The organism is Streptomyces sp. NPDC021080 (genome assembly GCF_044333225.1).
In the GTDB taxonomy this organism is placed as follows: Bacteria; Actinomycetota; Actinomycetes; order Streptomycetales; family Streptomycetaceae; genus Streptomyces.
Genome location: NZ_JBIRQM010000026.1, coordinates 75,319 through 93,302, shown reverse-complemented (window position 1 = coordinate 93,302; position 17,984 = coordinate 75,319). Strand labels below are relative to the sequence as shown.

The following is a 17,984-nucleotide window of genomic DNA, read 5'->3' as shown; positions in this document are numbered from 1 at the left end:
CGGACGCCGGTCGCCTCCATGGCACGCCGGGCGCCCAGGACGGAGGACTTGGTCTGCAGCAGGTCCTGGGTGGTCTCGACGATCAGGGCGTCGGCGCCGCCGGCGAGCAGTCCCTCGGCGTTGGCCTGGAAGCCGTCGCGGATCGTCTGGTAGCCGATGTGGCCGAGGGTCGGCAGCTTCGTACCCGGTCCCATCGACCCCAGCACCCAGCGCGGCCGGCCGTCGCGGGCGGTGTACCCGTCGGCGGCCTCGCGGGCGATCCTGGCCCCTGCCTCGGAGAGCTCGTGCACCCGGTCCGCGATGTCGTACTCGGCCAGCGCCGCGTGGTTGGCGCCGAAGGTGTTGGTCTCCACGCAGTCGACGCCGACCTCGAAGTAGGCCTCGTGCACCAAGCGCACGATGTCGGGCCGGGTGATGTTGAGGACCTCGTTGCAGCCCTCCAGCTGCTGGAAGTCCTCCAGCGTCGGGTCCTGCGCCTGGAGCATCGTGCCCATCGCGCCGTCGGCCACCACGACCCGCGAGGCCAGGGCCTCGCGCAGAGTCTCCAGGGACGCCGTCATGCCGGGACCTCCACGTGGCGTGCGATGTGCGCGGCGGCGTCCGGGCCGTAGGTGTCGCAGATGCGGGCGGACAGGGTGTGGGCCGTCAGCCGGTACTCCTGGGTCCCGACGCTCTCCAGGACCGTTGTGGCCAGGGCGCAGCCCAGCTGGGCCGCCCGTTCGTGCGGCAGCCCGCGGCCCAGGCCCGCGAGGTAACCCGCGCGGAAGCCGTCGCCCGCGCCCGTGGGGTCGGCCGCCTCCTTGGCCGGCACGGCCGGTACGGTCACGGTCCTGTCGCCGGCGGTGGCGAGCGTCACCCCGTCGCCGCCCCGGGTGGTGATCCAGGTACCCACGCGATCGCGCACCTGATGCTCCGTCCAGCCCGCCTTCTCGCACAGCAGCGCGGACTCGTACTCGTTGGTGAACAGCAGGCGTGCGCCGTCGACCAGCCGGCGGACCTCCTCGCCTTCCAGGCGCGCCAGCTGCTGTGAGGGGTCGGCGGCCAGGGGGATGCCCAGCTCCCGGCACTCCTGGGTATGGCGCAGCATGGCCTGCGGATCGTCGGGTGCGATGACGGCCAGGTCGGGGCGGTGGGTACGGGCGATCGTCTCGGGCAGGCTGATCTCGCGGGACTCCACCATCGCCCCGGCGTAGAAGGCCGCGATCTGGTTCTGCTGCTCGTCGGTGATGCACAGGAACCGGGCCGTCTGGTGCTGTGCCGCCACCCTCACCGGGCGGATGTCGACGCCGTGTGCCTGCAGCCAGGCCCCGTACTCGGCGAAGTCGGCGCCCGCGGCACCCACCAGCAGGGGCGACAGGCCCAGCAGCCCCAGGCCGAAGGCGATGTTGGCCGCGACGCCGCCCCGGCGCAGGTGGAGATCGCCCACCAGGAAGGACAGCGAGATGCGGGCGAGCCGGTCGGGCAGGATCTGCTCGCTGAAGTTCCCCGGGAACGACATCAGATGGTCGGTTGCGATGGATCCGGTGACGGCGATCCGCATGTCAGATCCCTGCGGCCCGGCGCAGCGCGTCGACCCGGTCCGTGCGCTCCCAGGTGAAGTCGGGCAGCTCGCGGCCGAAGTGGCCGTACGCGGCGGTCCGGGCGTAGATCGGGCGCAGCAGGTCGAGGTCGAGGATGATCGCGGCCGGACGGAGGTCGAAGACGTCGGTGATGGCCTTCTCGATCCTGTCGGTGCCGACGGTGTGGGTGCCGAAGGTCTCCACGAACAGGCCGACGGGCTCGGCCTTGCCGATCGCGTAGGCGACCTGGACCTCGCAGCGCGAGGCGAGGCCCGCGGCGACCACGTTCTTGGCGACCCAGCGCATCGCGTAGGCGGCGGAGCGGTCGACCTTGGAGGGGTCCTTGCCGGAGAACGCGCCGCCGCCGTGGCGGGCCATGCCGCCGTACGTGTCGATGATGATCTTGCGGCCGGTGAGGCCGGCGTCGCCCATCGGGCCGCCGGTCTCGAAGCGGCCGGTCGGGTTGACCAGCAGGCGGTAGCCCTCGGTGTCGATCTTGATGCCGTCGTCCAGGAGGGCCTTCAGCTCCGGCTCCACCACGAACTCGCGGATGTCGGGGGCGAGCAGGGAGTCCAGGTCGATGTCGGCGGCGTGCTGCGAGGAGACGACGACGGTGTCCAGGCGGACCGCCTTGTCGCCGTCGTACTCGATGGTGACCTGGGTCTTGCCGTCGGGGCGCAGGTAGGGGACGGTCCCGTTCTTGCGGACGTCCGAGAGGCGCTGGGACAGGCGGTGCGCCAGGTGGATCGGCAGCGGCATCAGGGTCGGTGTCTCGTCGCAGGCGTAGCCGAACATCAGGCCCTGGTCGCCGGCGCCCTGACGGTCCAGCTCGTCGCGTTCCCCGCCCGCGGCGCCCCCCTCGACGCGGGCCTCGTAGGCGGTGTCGACGCCCTGGGCGATGTCGGGGGACTGGGCGCCGATGGACACCGACACGCCGCAGGAGGCGCCGTCGAAGCCCTTCTCGGAGGAGTCGTAGCCGATCTTCAGGATCGTGTCGCGCACGAGCTGGGCGATCGGCGCGTAGGCCTTGGTGGTGACCTCTCCGGCCACGTGCACCAGGCCGGTCGTGATCAGGGTCTCCACGGCGACCCGAGAGGCCGGGTCCTCGCGCAGGAGCGCGTCGAGAATGGTGTCGCTGATCTGGTCAGCGATCTTGTCGGGGTGACCCTCGGTCACGGACTCCGAGGTGAACAGAAGCCCCATGGTGTATTCCTCCGGTTTCACGCCAGTCGAGCCGGGCCGTGCGGTGGGGGATCCAGGACGCCCGGGCGAGGCGGACCCCAGATGCCCGAAGGTGCGGTCCCGATTCGACGGCACGCCCGCCGAGCGCGGGTGGAGACGGGCTCGACCCCGCCTCCGGCCCCGCCTCCCGCCCCCTCGCCCGCGCCGGAGCATTGCTGCGCGACGGCCGGGTACCGGGTCGACCCCGGCTGTCCGCCCGCCGTGCGGAGGGTCGGCATCCGCTCGCCGCCGGCTCGCGGACCGCTCGATCCCCGCCGCCCAGGCACCCTCGGTACTGCAAGGCCCGGCGCCCTCACCTGCGCGGGGGCAGCGACCAGGCGGCCGGGGACTGTCCCCGGATCCTGGCACGGCCCCCAGCGGTGCTCGACTCGTGTTCCACCACAACTCCAGGGACGGCCCACACACTCGTCTCCCGCGACGAGAAGAGGGGTGAACGCCGATGCCCGCACCGACCGTGCACCGCACGAGGCATCGGATCGAGGTGGCCGCACCCGCCGGAGTCGTCTACGGGTTCATCGCGGACGCCGAGCGCTGGCCGCTGTTCTGCTCCCAGAACCTGTACGTGGAGCAGCTGGACCTGGACGGCTTCGAACAGCGGCTGAGCATGTGGACACTGACCGCCGGCGGCGTGATGTCCCAGCTCACCCGGCGCACCCTCGATCCCGGCGCCCGGCGCATCGAGTTCCGGCTCGAGACGGGCCCCCAAGGCGCGGACAGCATGCTCGGCACCTGGAGCGTCGAGCAGCTGCCCGGCGATTTCTCGGCGCTGACGCTGGTGCGCGAGTTCTCCACGGCGCACGGCCCCTGCCCGGCACACCACGGCGGCGACGCCGGCGTCCGCAGGCACCTGGCCGACCTCAAACGCCTCACCGAGAGCTGGACCAACCTCGACGAGCTGGTCCTGAGCGTCGAGGACGCGATCCACGTCGACGGACCCGCGGAACTGCTCTACGGCTTCTTGTACCGGGCGGGCGCCTGGAGCGGCACCGTTCCGGGACTGGGGGACGTCCGCCTGGAGGAGGACGTGCCCGGCATCCAGACGGTGCGCACCACCGCCCAGGGAACCGGGAAGAGCCAGGCCGTACGCCTGTGCTTCCCCGGCGCCGGACTGATCGTCTACAAGCTGACCGAGCCGCCCGCGCTGATCGCCGGACAGGCCGGCGCATGGTCGGTGGAGCCCGGCCCGAGGGGAACGACCGTGCGGGTGCGGCACCACGTGATGCTGGACGCCCAGGCCGTCCCCCGCGTCCTGGGACAGGACGCCGATCTGGCCGACGCCCGCCGCCACGTCCGCGAGAGCATCGGCCACGACAGCGCCGCCCTGCTCGAACTCGCCCGCAGACATGCCAAGGACGCGGCCGACGCACTCGGGCTGCGCGTCCCGGGAATCTCATGACCACCACCGCACCGGCAGGCGCCGCCCTTCGGACCACCGGCCGGGGCACCGCCGCTTTCGCCGCCGCCGCGGCACAGGGCCCCGCCGACGGGCCGGTCGCCGGCGCACTGCGCCGGGCCGCCCGTCTGGACGCCCTGCTCGGCGACCCCTACGACCCGGCCAACCCGCACGGCTTCGCCGCTTTCGCCGCCGCCGCGCGGGAGCGCCGGCCCGCCGAGGCCGGCGAGCGGCTGCTCGCCGAGGCCGGGCTCGCCTTCGAATGCGTACCCGCGGGCCACGGCGGCACCCTGACCCGGGCCGACCTGCTCATGAAGGTCCTGCGGCCGGTGTTCCGGCGCGACGTGGCACTCGGATTCGCCGGCGGCATCACCTCGCTGTTCGCCTCCTCCGCCGTTTGGGCGGCCGGCACCGCCGAACAGCAGCACGCCATGGCCCGGCTGCTGCTGGCCGGCGGACGGGCCACCGTGGTGCATCCAGGACTCGCCCCGGCCGGCGGAGTGCACCGCGAGCAGATCCACGCCCGGCGCCGCGCCGACAACACCGGCACGCACCTCAGCGGCATCAGGTCCGCCGTCATCGACGCGGCCCGGGCCGACGTCTACCTGGTCCACGCCCGCACCGCCACCGCCGGCCCCCGCTCCCACTCCGTGCTGCTGGTGGACCCCGCCCGACTGCCCGGCGGACAGATCCACCGGCTGCCGCGGGTGAGGACCGAGGGAATGCGCGCAGCCCTCTTCTCCGGACTGCGCTTCACCCGATGCGCGGTACCCGACGACGCCCTCGTGGGCACCTGGGGCGGCGGGGCCGCCCTGGCCCTGCGCATGAACCAGGTCAACCGCTGCCTGGTCGCAGGGGCCATGACCGCGGCCCTCGACCCCGTCCTGCGATCCGCCGCGGACGCGGCCACCGACGGACACCGCACGCCGCCGGCCCGCCGCTGGCACCGGCCGCTCGCCGGAGTCTTCGCCGACCTGCTCACCTGCGACGCCCTGACCACGGTGTGCCTGAAGGCGGCCGGCGCGCTGCCCGGCCGGACCCAGGTCCCCACGGTCGCCGCCACCTACACGGTGCCCGCCCTGCTGCAGGACGGGATCGAGGAACTGTCCGCGGTGCTCGGCTCGCACCGCCGGCCCGGCGACGGCCTCCTGCACGAGATCCTCGCCAAACTGACGCGCGACCTGCCGGCCGCGGGCCTGGGCCGCGACGGCGCCGCAGCCTGCCAGGCGGTCATCGTGCCGCAGCTGGGCGCCCTGGCGAACCGCTCCTGGTTCACCGAGGAGGAACCGCCCGCCGAACTGTTCCGCCGCCACGGACACGTGCCGGCGCTGGACCACCGCACCCTGGCCTTCGCCGGCGGCGGCGACTTCCTGGCCGCCTTCCTGGCCGGCGCCGCCGAACGGTTCAACCGGCCAGGCCGCACCAAACCGCTCGCCCGGATGGCACAGGCCTTCTGCACGGAACTGTGGGGGCTGCGCGAGCAGTGCGCCCCGCTGCCGGGCAGGTTCGGCGAAGCCCTGTCCGGCCCCGCGGCCTGCGCCCTGAGCGACCGCTACGGGCTCCTCGTCGCGGCCGCCGCCGTGCTCGCCGTCTGGGAAGGACAAGAGGGCGACGACCCCTTCCTCGCCGACCCTGGCTGGGCCCTGCTGGCCCTGTCCCGGCTCGGCCGCAGGCTGGGACTCGCCCTGCCCGACCTGCCGCAGGACTGCGTGACGGGCGTCCTCGAGGAACTGCTGCACCGCCACCGCACCGGACGCGGCCTCGACCTCGACGGCATCACCCTCACCCCCCAAGCCCGCCAGGAGCCGGCCCGATGACACCAGCACCCCCCCTCACCGCGCCCGTGCACGTGGCGGGACCGGCCGGACCCTGGGACCAGGTCCACGAGGGGATGCACCGACGGGGCACCGCGGTGGTGTGCACCACCTGGGGGGAATGGCTGAGCGCCGTGGTCACCGAGCCCAGGCTGCGCACGCTGCTCGGCCGGGACTGGCCGCGCTACCGGCGCACCGCCGACCCCCAGGTGCGGCACCGCTTCGCCGCCGCACGGCTGGCCCTGAAGTACACGGCGGCGGCCGCGCTGGGCACCGACGCCGCCGAACTCGACCTCGCCTACAAGATCGGCGGGCGGCCCCACCTGCGCGGCCTGCGGCAGATCGACGTGGCACTGTCCCACACCGACGAACTCATCGCGGTCGCCGTCAGCCGCGGCGGACGCATCGGCATCGACACCGAACCGCTCTCGCGCACGCTGACCCTGGACGTGATGCACGAGCGCATGTGCACACCCGCCGAACGGGCCCTGCTGAACGGCCTGGACGGCCCGGCACAGACCGCCGCCCTGCTGCGCCTGTGGACGCTGAAGGAGGCGTACACCAAGGCACTGGGACAAGGACTGCGTCTGGCGTTCAACGAATTCGCCTTCCCCGCGGGCCTGGGGGCAGAACCCTCCGGCGGCCACGGCAGCCGGCTGCTCGCACCGGACGGCAGCCCGGCGGCCCGCGACGCCTGGGCGTTCGGCACCTACCGGGCGCTGGAGCGCTACCTGGTCACGGTGGCCCACTACACCCCCTCCTCCCGCCCGGCGCCCGGGGCCGCCGGGCAGAGCGTGGCGGACGAGAGGTCCATGAGCCTGGTCGCGCAGCTGCTGCCCCAGGAGGCGTCCGCCCCAGCAGCGCCGCAGCCCCGCTCAGCAGGCACTTAAGGATGTCTGGAGGGCACAACCACCGCTTCTCGCCCACGGATACCGTGCGCTGTGCATATATCTGTCGGCCGAGAGCCCAAAGAAAACGGGCCGGTTCTTGTGCACGGAAAGGAGCGGCGGCTCATGAGCGAAGGCCCCGCCGAAGACCTGCCCCTGACCGTGGTGGCCGTCGGACCGGTCCTCGAACTGTACGGACACCTGGAGACGGCCTCGCTGGAGAGCGCCCTCGCGCACACCGTCGCCCGCCGCGCCGACCTGCGCACCTGGCGCGTCGACACCGGTGATGCACCGGCCGTACCGCACGGCGAACTCAACGCCCGCCTCCAGCGGCACGGGCCAACACACCACACCCTGTACCTGACCGCCCGCGGCACCACGGCGATTGCCCCGGACCCGCACCCCCCGGCGGGACTGCTGGCGGACCTGCTGACCGCACCCACCGGCCCCGCCCGGCCGGACCCGGGCCCGCACACCGGGCCCGAAGTCCTGCACCAGAGCCACCACGGCCTGCTGCTGCGCCTGCACGACGCCGTCGACCCGGACATCCTGCGCGGCATCCTGCACACCATTGCGGCCACCCACCCGCTGCTGCGCACCCCCGGCCCGGCGCCGGACCGGGCGCCCGCCCCCGGCGCCCGCGCGCCGGGGGTGCACGCGCCGCAGGACCTCCTGACCACAGCCCGGTTCCTCGACCGCACCGCCTTCGACGCGGCCGTGGCCGCCACCCGCCGCGTCCCGGGCCCGCGCCCGGGAGCATCACTGCGCGCCCTGCACGCCCAGGGCGGGATACCCGGATCCGACACCGCCGACCTGCTGTTCCTCGCCGTGCACCCCCCGGCCGCCGGCCCGGCGCCCTGGCGGATACTGCTGGAGGACCTGGACACGGCACTGAAAGCCCTCGCCACGGGCCCAGAACCGCAGCCGGGCAGCGACACGGACCGGCCCAAGACCCGCACCGCAGGACAGGCCGCCACGGACACCGGCCGGCGCGACGGCGCCGCCGGCACCCGGCCGCCGGGCCCGGACGCCGATCACGCCACAGCGGACGCCCCCCGGGCCCGGACGGCCGGCGGGGACCCACCGGCACAGCAGGCCCGCTTCACCCTGCCGGCCGAGAAGACCGAACGCCTTCTCACCGTCCTGCCAGACCGCTACGGGATGTCCGGCCCCCAGGTGCTCGCGGGAGCCCTCGGGCAGGCCGTGGCCCGCTGGCGGCGCACGCACGACGTCGTCCTCGACCTGTGCACCGACACATGTGCCGTGCCGCCCGGGCACCCGCACACCGCCGGCCCCTGCACCCGCTTTCGGTCCGTACGGCTGGACAGCGACCGGCACCTGCCCCCGGAACGCTATCTGGCCGCGGCCATGCCCGCCCTCACCACCACCGACGGCGGCGGCCCCTTGCACGCCGGCCCCACAACGGCCGGCGCACACCACACCGGACCCCTTCGCCTCGTCCACCACCAGCCGGCCCGGGCCCCCGGGCCCTTTCGCAGTTTCACCGTCGTCCCCGGCGAACCGGGCCGGCCGCCGCAGCCGGCCCCGGAAGCGGACCACGGGCTGGAGGTCCGCACCCACATCCAGGACGGCGCCCTGCACGTACGCGCCCGATGGCGCCCCCGCCCCGGCGACGACGACGCCCGCACCCGCGTGGACGTGCTCTGCGACCACCTGCGCTCCCTCATGGAACGACTGGCCGACCCGGACGCCCACGAGACACCGCCCTTCGCCGGACCGGCCATCGCCGCCACACCACGCCAGCGAGAACTGCTGGCCCAATCCCTTGGCCACAGCGGTGCGGGACACCACGTCGAACAGCTCCACTGGACCTGGCACGGCCCGCTGGACAGCGAACGGTTCACCGCCGCATGGCAGACGGTGTGCACCAACGAGACGCTGCTGCGAGCCGCGTTCGACCCCCGCGACCACACCCGGATCACCCTCCACGACCGTGCCACCCTGCAGGTCCTACGGCTCTCACACACCGACACCGCCTGGGCCGCGCTGCTCGAGAGCGACCGCCGCCGCGGCCTCGACCTCCACCGGCCCGGCGCCCTGCGCATCACGCTGTTCGACGCTCCACCGACCCGGTCCAAGACGGCGGAACGGACCCGGATCCTGCTCACCTTCCACCACGCTCTGGTCGACACCCCCAGCGCACGGCTGCTGCTGCGGGAGTTCTACCGCGCCTACCTCCACGGCTCCCCGGCCGGCGGCGAGCGACGCCCGGACCTGCGCGACTACACGCAGTGGCTCGCCGGCCAGGACCCCCGCCCCGCACGGGAGTTCTGGACACGGGCACTGGGCCCCCACGACACCGCCGTGCAGCCGGCCCGGACGGGCACACCCGAGCGGCCCACCGGATTCGCACGCGTCTCCCGGCGGCTGTCACCCCCGGAGGCGGGGCGCCTCGCCCACTGGGCGGCGACCTGGGGCGTCAGCGAGAGCATCGCCCTGCACGCCGCGTGGGCGCTGCTGCTCCACCGGGCCACGGGTGCCGGCCGGCCGGCCACCGTCGGCTTCGGAGTCTCCGTCGACGGCCGGGGCATCGCCCTGGAAGGCGCGGGACAGCTGACCGGACCGCTGTCCGGCGTCCTGCCGGTGACCGTGCACGTCGACCCGGCCGCCACCGTCCCCCAGCTCCTTGCGGCGCTGCGCGACCGTGCCCTGGACCTGTCCGCGTACGAATGGGTCGACACCGAACAGCTGCGGCAGTGGAGCGACCACCCCGCCGACGAGGCCTTCTTCGCCACCGCCGTGCTCTTCGAACACCGCGTGCCGCCCGCCGCCGACCTGACGGCACAACTCGCCGCCCAGGGCATCCGCGTCGAACCGCCCCAGAGCACCGGCTCCTCCAGCCCGCTGACGGTCGGCCTCCTGGCCCGCCACGACCAGCTCGACAGACTGGTGATCACCGCGGTGTACGACCGGGGCCTGCTCACCGAGGCCGAGGCGGCCGACCTGCTCGCCCAGAACATGCGGCTGCTGCGGTCCTTCCCGGACGTGGCGGACGCCAACCGGCCCATCACCGAAGTCCTCGACGTCCTGTCCGGCCAGGACCTGCCGCCCCAGGCGCCCAACCGCCCCGACCCCGTTCTGGTCCCGCTGCGCGCGGGCCGGCACACCGACGGCCCGGCCGTCTGCCTCGTCCCCCCGCCGGACGCGGACCACGACTGCTACACCGCCCTCGTACCGCTGCACACCGGCCCCGGACCGCTCCTGGCGGTGCACACCGGCAGGGCGGAACCCGACACCGTCGCACGCGCACTGCGCAGCACGCTCGGCCCGCACCGCCCCCTGGTGCTCGCGGGCTGGTCGGGCAGCGGGCAGCTGGCCCGGCGCATCGCGCGGCGCATGAGCGAAACCGCCGGGCCCGGCCCGCTCACGGTGACGCACGGCGCGGGCGCACGCGACGCCCCCTGCCTGGCCCGCACCCTCACCCGAATCCTCGGCTCCCTGGACTTCCTCGGCGAGGACCGGGACCCGGGCACCGGACCGGACGGGCCGACGCCACCGGCACAGGACGCCGAACAGCCCTGAGGAGACCGCCCCCGTCCTCGCGCACGGCCCGCCCGCGCCGGCGTGCGGGACCCCGCCGCCGGGCGGGCCGGCGTGATGTTCCCGGCCGGCCCGCCACCGCCCGGGCACCGGCGACGATCCGCGCACCGCGCACCACAGGCCGGCCGGCCGAACGGGGGAGCGGGGGAGCGGACCCGGAGCGGGCACGGACCACGCCGGCAACCCCGTCTTCCCGCCGGGCCGTCCGCCCGAAAGGGGCCTGCCGGACCGGCCGGGAGCGTTCTTGCCCCTGCCGCGAGCGGCGCGGACCGCTTTGCCCGCGGCCCACCGGGCGCATCCCGCGCGGCCGTCCGGGCCGGTTTCGTCCGGGCCGGCCGGTGACAGGGGCGGATTCCGGCCGGTTCTCGAGCGCACCTCCAACCGCCTTTGAGCCGGTCCTGTGACGGTGGGCGAGTCCGACACTGCGTATCGGGAAATGAGGAAGACGGTCATGCTCCTGCTGACGCGCACGTCCTCGGTGACGGGGGACTCGTGGACGCCCGGTCGATAACCACCGCCATTCTGCGAGCCATCGGCCGGTCCCTGGCGGCGGCCGGCGCTTTTTGGATCTACACACCCATGCCGTACGAACCGGTCCGGGACCAGACCCCGGACCGCAAGCGGAGGATCGTACTCACACCACCTCCGGGGCACCCCGAACGGCTTCGCCCCGACATCCCGCTCAGCGCGGTCGAACGGAACCTGGCACGCTCGCTGTCGCACCCGGAGGACACCGCATGAGCACCGCTACCGGGGATCCGGTACGTGACCGGCTGGCCGAACTCGCGGAGATCAAGGCGCTGGCGGCCGGCGGCCCCGACGACAAGGCCACGGCCCGCCAGCGCGCCAAAGGCAAGCTGACCGCACGCGAACGCATCGATCTGCTGCTGGACGCGGGATCGTTCCAGGAGATCGAGGCCCTGCGCCGGCACCGGGCCACCGGCTTCGGCCTGGAGGACAAACGGCCCTACACCGACGGTGTCATCACCGGCTGGGGCACGGTCGAGGGCCGCACCGTCTTCGTGTACGCCCACGACTTCCGCATCTTCGGCGGCGCCCTGGGCGAGGCCCACGCCACGAAGATCCACAAGATCATGGACATGGCCCTGGCGGCCGGCGCCCCCCTGGTGTCCCTCAACGACGGCGCCGGCGCCCGCATCCAGGAAGGCGTCACCGCACTCGCCGGCTACGGCGGCATCTTCCAGCGCAACACCAAGGCCTCCGGGGTCATCCCGCAGATCTCGGTGATGCTCGGCCCGTGCGCGGGCGGCGCCGCCTACAGCCCCGCCCTGACCGACTTCGTCTTCATGGTCCGCGAGACCTCGCAGATGTTCATCACCGGCCCGGACGTCGTCAAGGCCGTCACCGGCGAGGAGATCACCCAGAACGGGCTCGGCGGCGCCGACGTCCACGCCACCGTCTCCGGCGTCGCGGCCTTCGCCTACGACGACGAGGCCGCCTGCCTGGAGGACGTGCGCTACCTGCTGTCGATGCTGCCGTCCAACAACCGCGAGACGGCCCCCCACCAGCCCTCGCAGGACCCGGCCGGCCGGCTGACCGAGACCCTGCGGGAGATCGTCCCGGCCAACGCCCACCAGGCCTACGACATCAGGGCGGTCATCGAGGAGATCGTCGACGACGGGGAGTACTTCGAGATCCAGCCCGGCTGGGCCACCAACGTGGTGTGTGCCCTCGTCCGCCTGGACGGGCACGTCACGGGCGTCGTCGCCAACCAGCCCTGCGCCTTCGCCGGCGTCCTCGACATCCACGCCAGCGAGAAGGCGGCGCGCTTCGTGCAGTTCTGCGACGCCTTCTCCATCCCCCTGGTGACACTCGTGGACGTACCCGGCTTCCTGCCGGGCGTGGACCAGGAACACGGCGGGATCATCCGGCACGGCGCCAAACTGCTGTACGCGTACTGCAACGCGACCGTCCCGCGGGTACAGCTGGTCCTGCGCAAGGCGTACGGCGGCGCCTACATCGTCATGGACTCGCGCTCCATCGGCGCGGACGTGTCGCTGGCCTGGCCCGGCAACGAGATCGCCGTCATGGGCGCAGAAGGCGCCGCCAACGTCATCTTCCGCCGCCAGATCGCCGCGGCCGACGATCCCGACGCCGTACGGGCACAGAAGATCAAGGAATACCAGTCGGAGCTGATGCACCCCTACTACGCCGCCGAACGCGGCCTGGTGGACGACGTCATCGACCCCGCCCAGACACGCACGGCACTGACCGGGGCACTGGCGATGCTGCGCTCCAAACACGCCGACCTGCCCTCCCGCAAACACGGCAACCCGCCCGTTTGACCCGCGAGGGGACAAGACGCATGACCCATTGGCAGATCACCGGCGGCCACCCCTCGGCGGAGGAGACCGCGGCCCTCACCGTGGTCCTGACGAGCCTGCTGGCGCGGCAGGCCGCCGCGGCGCAGGAGACGGCCGAGGACCGCGGGACCACCGCCCCCGCCTGGCACCGGGCACACCGCAACCCGCACCGGCCCGCCGGCACGTGGCGCACGGGGTGAGCCCGCCGCGCACACCCGCTGCAGGGGCGTTCGAGCAGCGCTCCAGCACGGGGCGGCAACGTATCGACGGCACGACGACGCAATTCCACGACCCATGTCAGGAGAATCGCCATGACGGACCCGAGGCTGGTCGGCACCTGGACCACGGTGCTGGAGGACGACGGCAAGTCCGTGGTCGGGCTGGCTTCCTTCACCGGTGACGGCGGCGTCACCTGCTACCAGGCCAACACCAAGAACATCGGCCTGGGCAACTGGGAGTCCACCGGCAAGGACTCCTTCACCTACAACTTCCACATCATCGCCGTCAGCCCGGAGGGCGAGCACGTCGGCGAGGCCCACGTCTTCGTGACCGGCGACTTCGTCTCCGAGGACCGCTGGGAGGGCAGCGGCGGCGCCAACTTCTACTCACCCGCCGGCGACCTTCTGCGCGGCCACGAGGGCTCCAAGGTCACCGCCCGCAAGTTCGGCATCGACAAGTAGAAGGGGACAGGGGACCTGGACCGGCACGCCACGGAGGAAGAACCTCATGCTGCGCGATGAACTCAAGGGTGAGCTCGTTCTCCCGTCCGACCCGACGTACCCGCTCGCCAAGCAGGTGCAGAACACCGAGTACGACGCTGTCCTGCCCAGCGGCATCGCCTACTGCGAGTCGGACGACGACGTCCTGGCCTGCGTGCGCCACGCCCGGGAACAGGGCATCGCCGCGCACGTCCGCGGCGCCGGGCACAGCTTCAACGGCTGGTCGACCGGCCCGGGCCTGGTCATCGACCTGTCCCGGATGAACCACGCCGTCACCGACGGCCGCATCGTGCGCATCGGCGCCGGCATCCAGTCGCTCGACGCACTCGACATCCTCAAGCCGCTGGACCGCCAGATCATCACCGGCACCTTCCCCACCGTCAGCCAGGGCGGCTTCTTGACCGGCGGCGGACTGGGCTGGCAGACCCGCAAGTTCGGCATCGGGAGCGACCGGATCGTCTCCGCCCGCGTCGTCCTGGCCGACGGCCGCAGCGTCCGGGCCTCCGCCGACGAGCACCCCGACCTGTACTGGGCGCTGCGCGGCGGCGGCGGCGGGAACTTCGGCATCGTCACCGAGTTCGAACTGCGCCCCGTCGACGCCCCGCGGCTGACCGGCTTCGAGACCCTGTGGCCGCACGAGGACGCCGCCGACGTGCTGGCCGCCTGGCAGGCATGGGCGGCCGGGGGATCCGACGACCTCGGCACCTCCCTCGTCGTCCTGCCCGGCATCTTCGGCCCCGGCGGCAAACCGGTCGTCAAGATCTGGGGAGTGCACCACGGCGCACCCGAGGAACTCGAACGCGCCCTCGACGAGCTCACCGAGCGCACCGGCACCAAGCCCCTGCACCGCGAGATCGGCGCTCCCGGGCTCTACGCCGACGTCATGCACGAGGCACTGTGCGGCTCCAAGACGGTCCAGCAGTGCCACCGCAGCGGCACCCACCCCGACGCGGTCGGCCACCGCCACCCCTACACCCGCCAGGCGTACCGGCTCACCGGCCGGGCCGTCACCCGCACCGAAGCCGACACCCTGCTGCAGGCCTGGAACCCGGACCTGGACAACGAGCGCTACCTGCTGTGCATCGCGCTCGGCGGCGCCGCCAACCGCGTCGGCCGCACCGAGACCGCCTACGTGCACCGCGACGCCCAGTTCCTGGTCGGTTTCCAGATCGCCACCCGCGACCAGGAGGCGGCGGCCCGGGAACCGGCGGAGCTCGATGGGTGGGCCGACCGGTGCGCCGCCGCCCTGGCCCCGCTGGCCACCGGCTCCTACATCAACTTCCCCAGCTCCCGTGTGCCGGCGATGTGGGAGAGCGACCACTACGCGGAGAACGCCCCCCGGCTGCGGGCCGTCAAAGGGGCCTACGACCCCGACGGCTTCTTCCGGCACGGCCAGAGCATCGCCGCCGCACCGGCCGGCTGACCCGGTGCGCCAAGCGCCGCGGCAGGATCGCCGCGGCACCGGCCCGCGGCCGGGCACCGGGGTCCTTCACCGGTTTGCCCCCCGGGGGCGCGTCAGGGCGCCGGTGAGCGCCGACGCCCTGACGCGGCGGCCCGGGTCCGGGGAGGTGCGGCTCCCCGGGCTCGAGTCCCGCTCCACGGCCCTGCGACCGTGGCGGAACACCATGCCCCCATGGAAATCCGCAGCCTCGACGGCGACGATCCGGCCACCATCTCCCTCCTCCTCCCGGGCTTCCAGGAGACGATGAGCCTCGAACTGCCCGGCGATCCGCCGGTCTCGCAGGCCCTGCTGGCCCGCCTCCTGCAACGCCGGCACGGCGCCGACCGGATCGTCCTGGCCGCCTTCGACGACGGCCGCCCCGCCGGCTGCACCAAACTCGGCCTCGACCTGGGCGATCCGGCCGGGCCCGGCCACGGCTCGCTGTGGGTCTTTCCCTCCTTCCGCCGCCGCGGCGGCGGAAGGGCCCTGGTGGACGCCGCCCGAGCCGAACTGCGCGCCCGCGGCCGAAGCCATCTCCTGGTGGACGCACCCCACACGCCCGCCGCCGCCGGCTTCGCCGCCGTGCACGGCGCACAGCTGCGCGGCACGAACCTGCGCAACCGCCTCTTCCTGCGCGGCCCGGCCCGCACCACCCTCGACGAACTCGCCGCCCGCGCCGTGCCCGGCCACCACCTGGTGCAGTGGACCGACCGCTGCCCGGACGCACTGGCCGACTCCTACGCCCGCGCCTGGGGCACCCTCGAGGCGCCCGTCAACGGCCAGGCACAGGTGCACACGCCCACGGCCGAGGACGTGCGGGCACGCGAGGCCGAGTCCCGGCGGGCCGGACACCGCCAGTACGTGACCGCCGCCGTCGCCGACGACTCCGGCGAGGTCGCCGGCTACGGCACGCTCTTCGTCCGCGACAGCCCCATGGCCGACGCGGGCGAGACCCTCGTACAGGCCGCCCGGCGCCGCCGTGGCCTGGGCACCTGGCTCAAGGCGGACCTGCTGGCCCGGGCCGTGCGCGAGAACGAAGGGCTGATGCTGGTGCAGGCCTGGAACGACGTGCGCAACGACGCCGTCATCGCCCTCAACCGCCGCCTCGGGTTCCAGGCGGACAGCTCCTGGTCCACGTACTGCGTCACAGCCTGACCACCCGAGCCGTGTTCGAGGCCAGGTCCACCGGGCGCTGGCACGCTCCGCACAGACCGGTAACGCGAGAGGGGTTCTTTGTGAGTACCAGCGACACACGTGTACTGATCGTCGGTGGCAGTCTCGTCGGCCTGTCCACGGCGGTGTTCCTCGCACACCACAAGGTGCCCTGCACCGTCGTCGAGCGGCACCCGAGCACCTCCATCCACCCCCGCGCGGTCGGCTACTACCCGCGCACCGCCGAGATCCTGCGCACGGTCGGAATCGAGGCAGCCGCCAAGCAGGCCGCGTCCGGCTTCGAGAAGCACAAGACACGCGCCGGCGTCGTCTCGCTGGCCGGCGAGGTCCTCTTCAGCAAGGAGGAACTCGAAGGCGGCGACGAACTCGGCGACCTGACCCCCTCCCAGCTGCTGCTGCTGCCCCAGGACCGGCTGGAGCCGATCCTGCGCGAGCGGGCCGAGAAACTCGGCGCCGACCTGCGGTTCGGCACCGAACTGGTCTCCTTCGCCCAGGACGACGACGGTGTCACCGCCACCGTCAAGGACACGCAGGGCACCCGGAGCACCCTGCGCGCCGACTACCTGGTGGCCGCCGACGGGCCGCGCAGCACGGTACGGGAGGCCCTCGGCATCAAGCGCGAGGGCCGGGGCGTGCTCTCCCGGCACGTCAGCATCGCCTTCGGCGCCGACTTCGGCGCGGTCCTGGGCGATCGCCGCTACAGCGTCGTACACATCAAGAACGACACGGTCACCGGCATCCTGGTGCACGACGACACCCTCACCGAGGGCACGCTGATCGTCGGCTACGACCCCGACAAGGGCGAGAGCCTGGAGGACTTCACCGACGCCCGCTGCGCCGAACTGGTCTCCGCGGCGATCGGCTCGGCCGAGGTCGAGGTCACCGTCCGCTCCCGCTTCCCCTGGGACATGGCCGAGCTGGTGGCCGACACCTTCGTCCAGGGACGGGTGCTGATCGCGGGCGACGCCGCGCACCAGATCCCGCCCACCGGCGGATACGGCGCCAACACCGGCATCGCCGACGCCTTCAACCTGGCCTGGAAGCTGGCCCTGGTCGTGCAGGGGACCGCGGGTGCCGGCCTGCTGGACACCTACCAGGAAGAGCGCCGGCCGGTCGGCTCCTACACCGCCCGGCAGGGCTCGCTGCAACTGGCCCTGCGCTCGGGCACCGCGACCAAGGAGCAGCAGGCCGCCACCGACGACGCGATGACCGTGACGATGGGACACGCCTACCGCACCGGCGCGTTCGTCCCCGACCCGCAGGCGGCCCGCCTGCCGCCGACCTGTGACCCGCGCACGCTGCGCGGCGAGCCGGGCACCCGGGCCCCGCACGTGCCGCTGGAACGGGACGGCGCCCCGCTGTCCGCACTCGACCTGTTCGGCACCGGCTTCGTGCTGATGGCCGGCCCGGACGGCCGTTTTTGGGCCGAGGCGGCCGCCGCCGCGGTCACCGAGTTCGGCGTGGACCTCACCTTCCACCACATCACCGCGGCCCTCCAGGACGACGGAGCACCGGCCGACCCCCAGGGCCGCTGGAGCGCCGCCTACGGCGTACAAGCCGACGGCGCCGTCCTGGTACGCCCGGACGGGATCGTCGCCTGGCGCTCCGTGGACGGCGCGCCGGCAGGCGGCCGCAGCGCGGCGCTCGGCGCGGCACTGCGCCGCATCCTGGCGCGCTGAGAAACCACGGACACACCTGCGCACCCGCCCCGCCGGCACACGGCACACAACGAAGGGACCGCAACGATGCGGCCGGTGCCCGTGCGGCCGGCCGTGGACCCCAGGGCGGCCCGCCGCCCCGGGCCCCGGCCGCCCCGCGCCCACCCGGGTTGGGGGCCCGCCCCCCCCCCGCGCGCCCCCCCCCCCCCAACC

The 17,984-nt window shown here is 73.7% G+C and carries 14 protein-coding genes; 11 read left to right on the top strand and 3 right to left on the bottom strand.

Going from position 1 to position 17,984, the window contains the following annotated elements:
* From ACH4S8_RS40985 to metK, 3 genes are all read right to left on the bottom strand, one after another.
* The coding region (locus tag ACH4S8_RS40985; protein WP_398403688.1) for a homocysteine S-methyltransferase family protein at nt 1–560 on the bottom strand (560 nt) is incomplete at its 3' end.
* Nucleotides 557–1,540 carry a carbohydrate kinase family protein gene (locus tag ACH4S8_RS40980; RefSeq protein ID WP_398403686.1) on the bottom strand — a complete coding sequence of 328 codons (984 nt, stop codon included), beginning with the start codon at nt 1,538–1,540 and terminating at the stop codon, nt 557–559. The genes ACH4S8_RS40985 and ACH4S8_RS40980, both read right to left, overlap by 4 nt.
* A 1-nt stretch (nt 1,541) precedes the next feature.
* Nucleotides 1,542–2,762 (bottom strand): methionine adenosyltransferase, encoded by a 1,221-nt coding sequence (gene metK, locus ACH4S8_RS40975; RefSeq protein WP_398403684.1) that lies wholly within the window; start codon nt 2,760–2,762, stop codon nt 1,542–1,544.
* Between the two features lie 478 nt (nt 2,763–3,240).
* On the opposite strand from metK, the gene ACH4S8_RS40970 reads away from it, so the two are divergent.
* The 11 genes from ACH4S8_RS40970 (at nt 3,241) to ACH4S8_RS40920 (ending at nt 17,792) form a co-directional block, all read left to right on the top strand.
* Nucleotides 3,241–4,197 carry an SRPBCC family protein gene (locus tag ACH4S8_RS40970; RefSeq protein ID WP_398403682.1) on the top strand — a complete coding sequence of 319 codons (957 nt, stop codon included), beginning with the start codon at nt 3,241–3,243 and terminating at the stop codon, nt 4,195–4,197.
* Nucleotides 4,194–6,011, top strand: coding sequence for an acyl-CoA dehydrogenase (locus tag ACH4S8_RS40965; protein ID WP_398403680.1), 1,818 nt, complete (start codon nt 4,194–4,196; stop codon nt 6,009–6,011). Before ACH4S8_RS40970 ends, ACH4S8_RS40965 begins: the two co-directional genes overlap by 4 nt.
* On the top strand, nt 6,008–6,898 hold the full coding sequence (locus tag ACH4S8_RS40960; protein WP_398403678.1) for a 4'-phosphopantetheinyl transferase family protein: 891 nt from the start codon (nt 6,008–6,010) through the stop codon (nt 6,896–6,898). The genes ACH4S8_RS40965 and ACH4S8_RS40960 overlap by 4 nt, the downstream gene beginning before the upstream one ends.
* A 123-nt stretch (nt 6,899–7,021) precedes the next feature.
* Nucleotides 7,022–10,438, top strand: a complete 3,417-nt coding sequence (locus ACH4S8_RS40955; RefSeq protein WP_398403676.1) for a condensation domain-containing protein — start codon at nt 7,022–7,024, stop codon at nt 10,436–10,438.
* Nucleotides 10,439–11,035: 597 nt separating this feature from the next.
* A complete protein-coding gene (locus ACH4S8_RS40950; protein WP_398403674.1) occupies nt 11,036–11,197 on the top strand; it encodes a DUF6059 family protein in 162 nt (53 codons plus the stop codon).
* Complete coding sequence (locus ACH4S8_RS40945; RefSeq protein ID WP_398403672.1) at nt 11,194–12,762, top strand: acyl-CoA carboxylase subunit beta; 1,569 nt, start codon at nt 11,194–11,196, stop codon at nt 12,760–12,762. The genes ACH4S8_RS40950 and ACH4S8_RS40945 overlap by 4 nt, the downstream gene beginning before the upstream one ends.
* Nucleotides 12,763–12,782: 20 nt before the next feature.
* Nucleotides 12,783–12,980, top strand: coding sequence for an acyl-CoA carboxylase epsilon subunit (locus ACH4S8_RS40940; protein WP_398403670.1), 198 nt, complete (start codon nt 12,783–12,785; stop codon nt 12,978–12,980).
* A 111-nt stretch (nt 12,981–13,091) separates the two neighbouring features.
* Entirely contained in the window at nt 13,092–13,460 is a 369-nt protein-coding gene (locus tag ACH4S8_RS40935) for a hypothetical protein (protein ID WP_398403668.1), read from the top strand.
* Nucleotides 13,461–13,506: 46 nt separating this feature from the next.
* On the top strand, nt 13,507–14,922 hold the full coding sequence (locus ACH4S8_RS40930; RefSeq protein WP_398403666.1) for an FAD-binding oxidoreductase: 1,416 nt from the start codon (nt 13,507–13,509) through the stop codon (nt 14,920–14,922).
* Nucleotides 14,923–15,132: 210 nt separating this feature from the next.
* Nucleotides 15,133–16,095 carry a GNAT family N-acetyltransferase gene (locus ACH4S8_RS40925; RefSeq protein WP_398403664.1) on the top strand — a complete coding sequence of 321 codons (963 nt, stop codon included), beginning with the start codon at nt 15,133–15,135 and terminating at the stop codon, nt 16,093–16,095.
* An 80-nt stretch (nt 16,096–16,175) separates the two neighbouring features.
* Nucleotides 16,176–17,792: an FAD-dependent oxidoreductase gene (locus tag ACH4S8_RS40920; protein WP_398403662.1), complete on the top strand. Its 1,617-nt coding sequence runs from the start codon at nt 16,176–16,178 to the stop codon at nt 17,790–17,792.
* Nucleotides 17,793–17,984: the final 192 nt, after the last annotated feature.

Coding starts and splice junctions, on each gene's coding strand:
- ACH4S8_RS40980 (WP_398403686.1), bottom strand. CDS start 1,540: ATGCGGATCGCCGTCACCGGATCCATCGCAACCGACCATCTGATGTCG.
- metK (WP_398403684.1), bottom strand. CDS start 2,762: ATGGGGCTTCTGTTCACCTCGGAGTCCGTGACCGAGGGTCACCCCGAC.
- ACH4S8_RS40970 (WP_398403682.1), top strand. CDS start 3,241: ATGCCCGCACCGACCGTGCACCGCACGAGGCATCGGATCGAGGTGGCC.
- ACH4S8_RS40965 (WP_398403680.1), top strand. CDS start 4,194: ATGACCACCACCGCACCGGCAGGCGCCGCCCTTCGGACCACCGGCCGG.
- ACH4S8_RS40960 (WP_398403678.1), top strand. CDS start 6,008: ATGACACCAGCACCCCCCCTCACCGCGCCCGTGCACGTGGCGGGACCG.
- ACH4S8_RS40955 (WP_398403676.1), top strand. CDS start 7,022: ATGAGCGAAGGCCCCGCCGAAGACCTGCCCCTGACCGTGGTGGCCGTC.
- ACH4S8_RS40950 (WP_398403674.1), top strand. CDS start 11,036: ATGCCGTACGAACCGGTCCGGGACCAGACCCCGGACCGCAAGCGGAGG.
- ACH4S8_RS40945 (WP_398403672.1), top strand. CDS start 11,194: ATGAGCACCGCTACCGGGGATCCGGTACGTGACCGGCTGGCCGAACTC.
- ACH4S8_RS40940 (WP_398403670.1), top strand. CDS start 12,783: ATGACCCATTGGCAGATCACCGGCGGCCACCCCTCGGCGGAGGAGACC.
- ACH4S8_RS40935 (WP_398403668.1), top strand. CDS start 13,092: ATGACGGACCCGAGGCTGGTCGGCACCTGGACCACGGTGCTGGAGGAC.
- ACH4S8_RS40930 (WP_398403666.1), top strand. CDS start 13,507: ATGCTGCGCGATGAACTCAAGGGTGAGCTCGTTCTCCCGTCCGACCCG.
- ACH4S8_RS40925 (WP_398403664.1), top strand. CDS start 15,133: ATGGAAATCCGCAGCCTCGACGGCGACGATCCGGCCACCATCTCCCTC.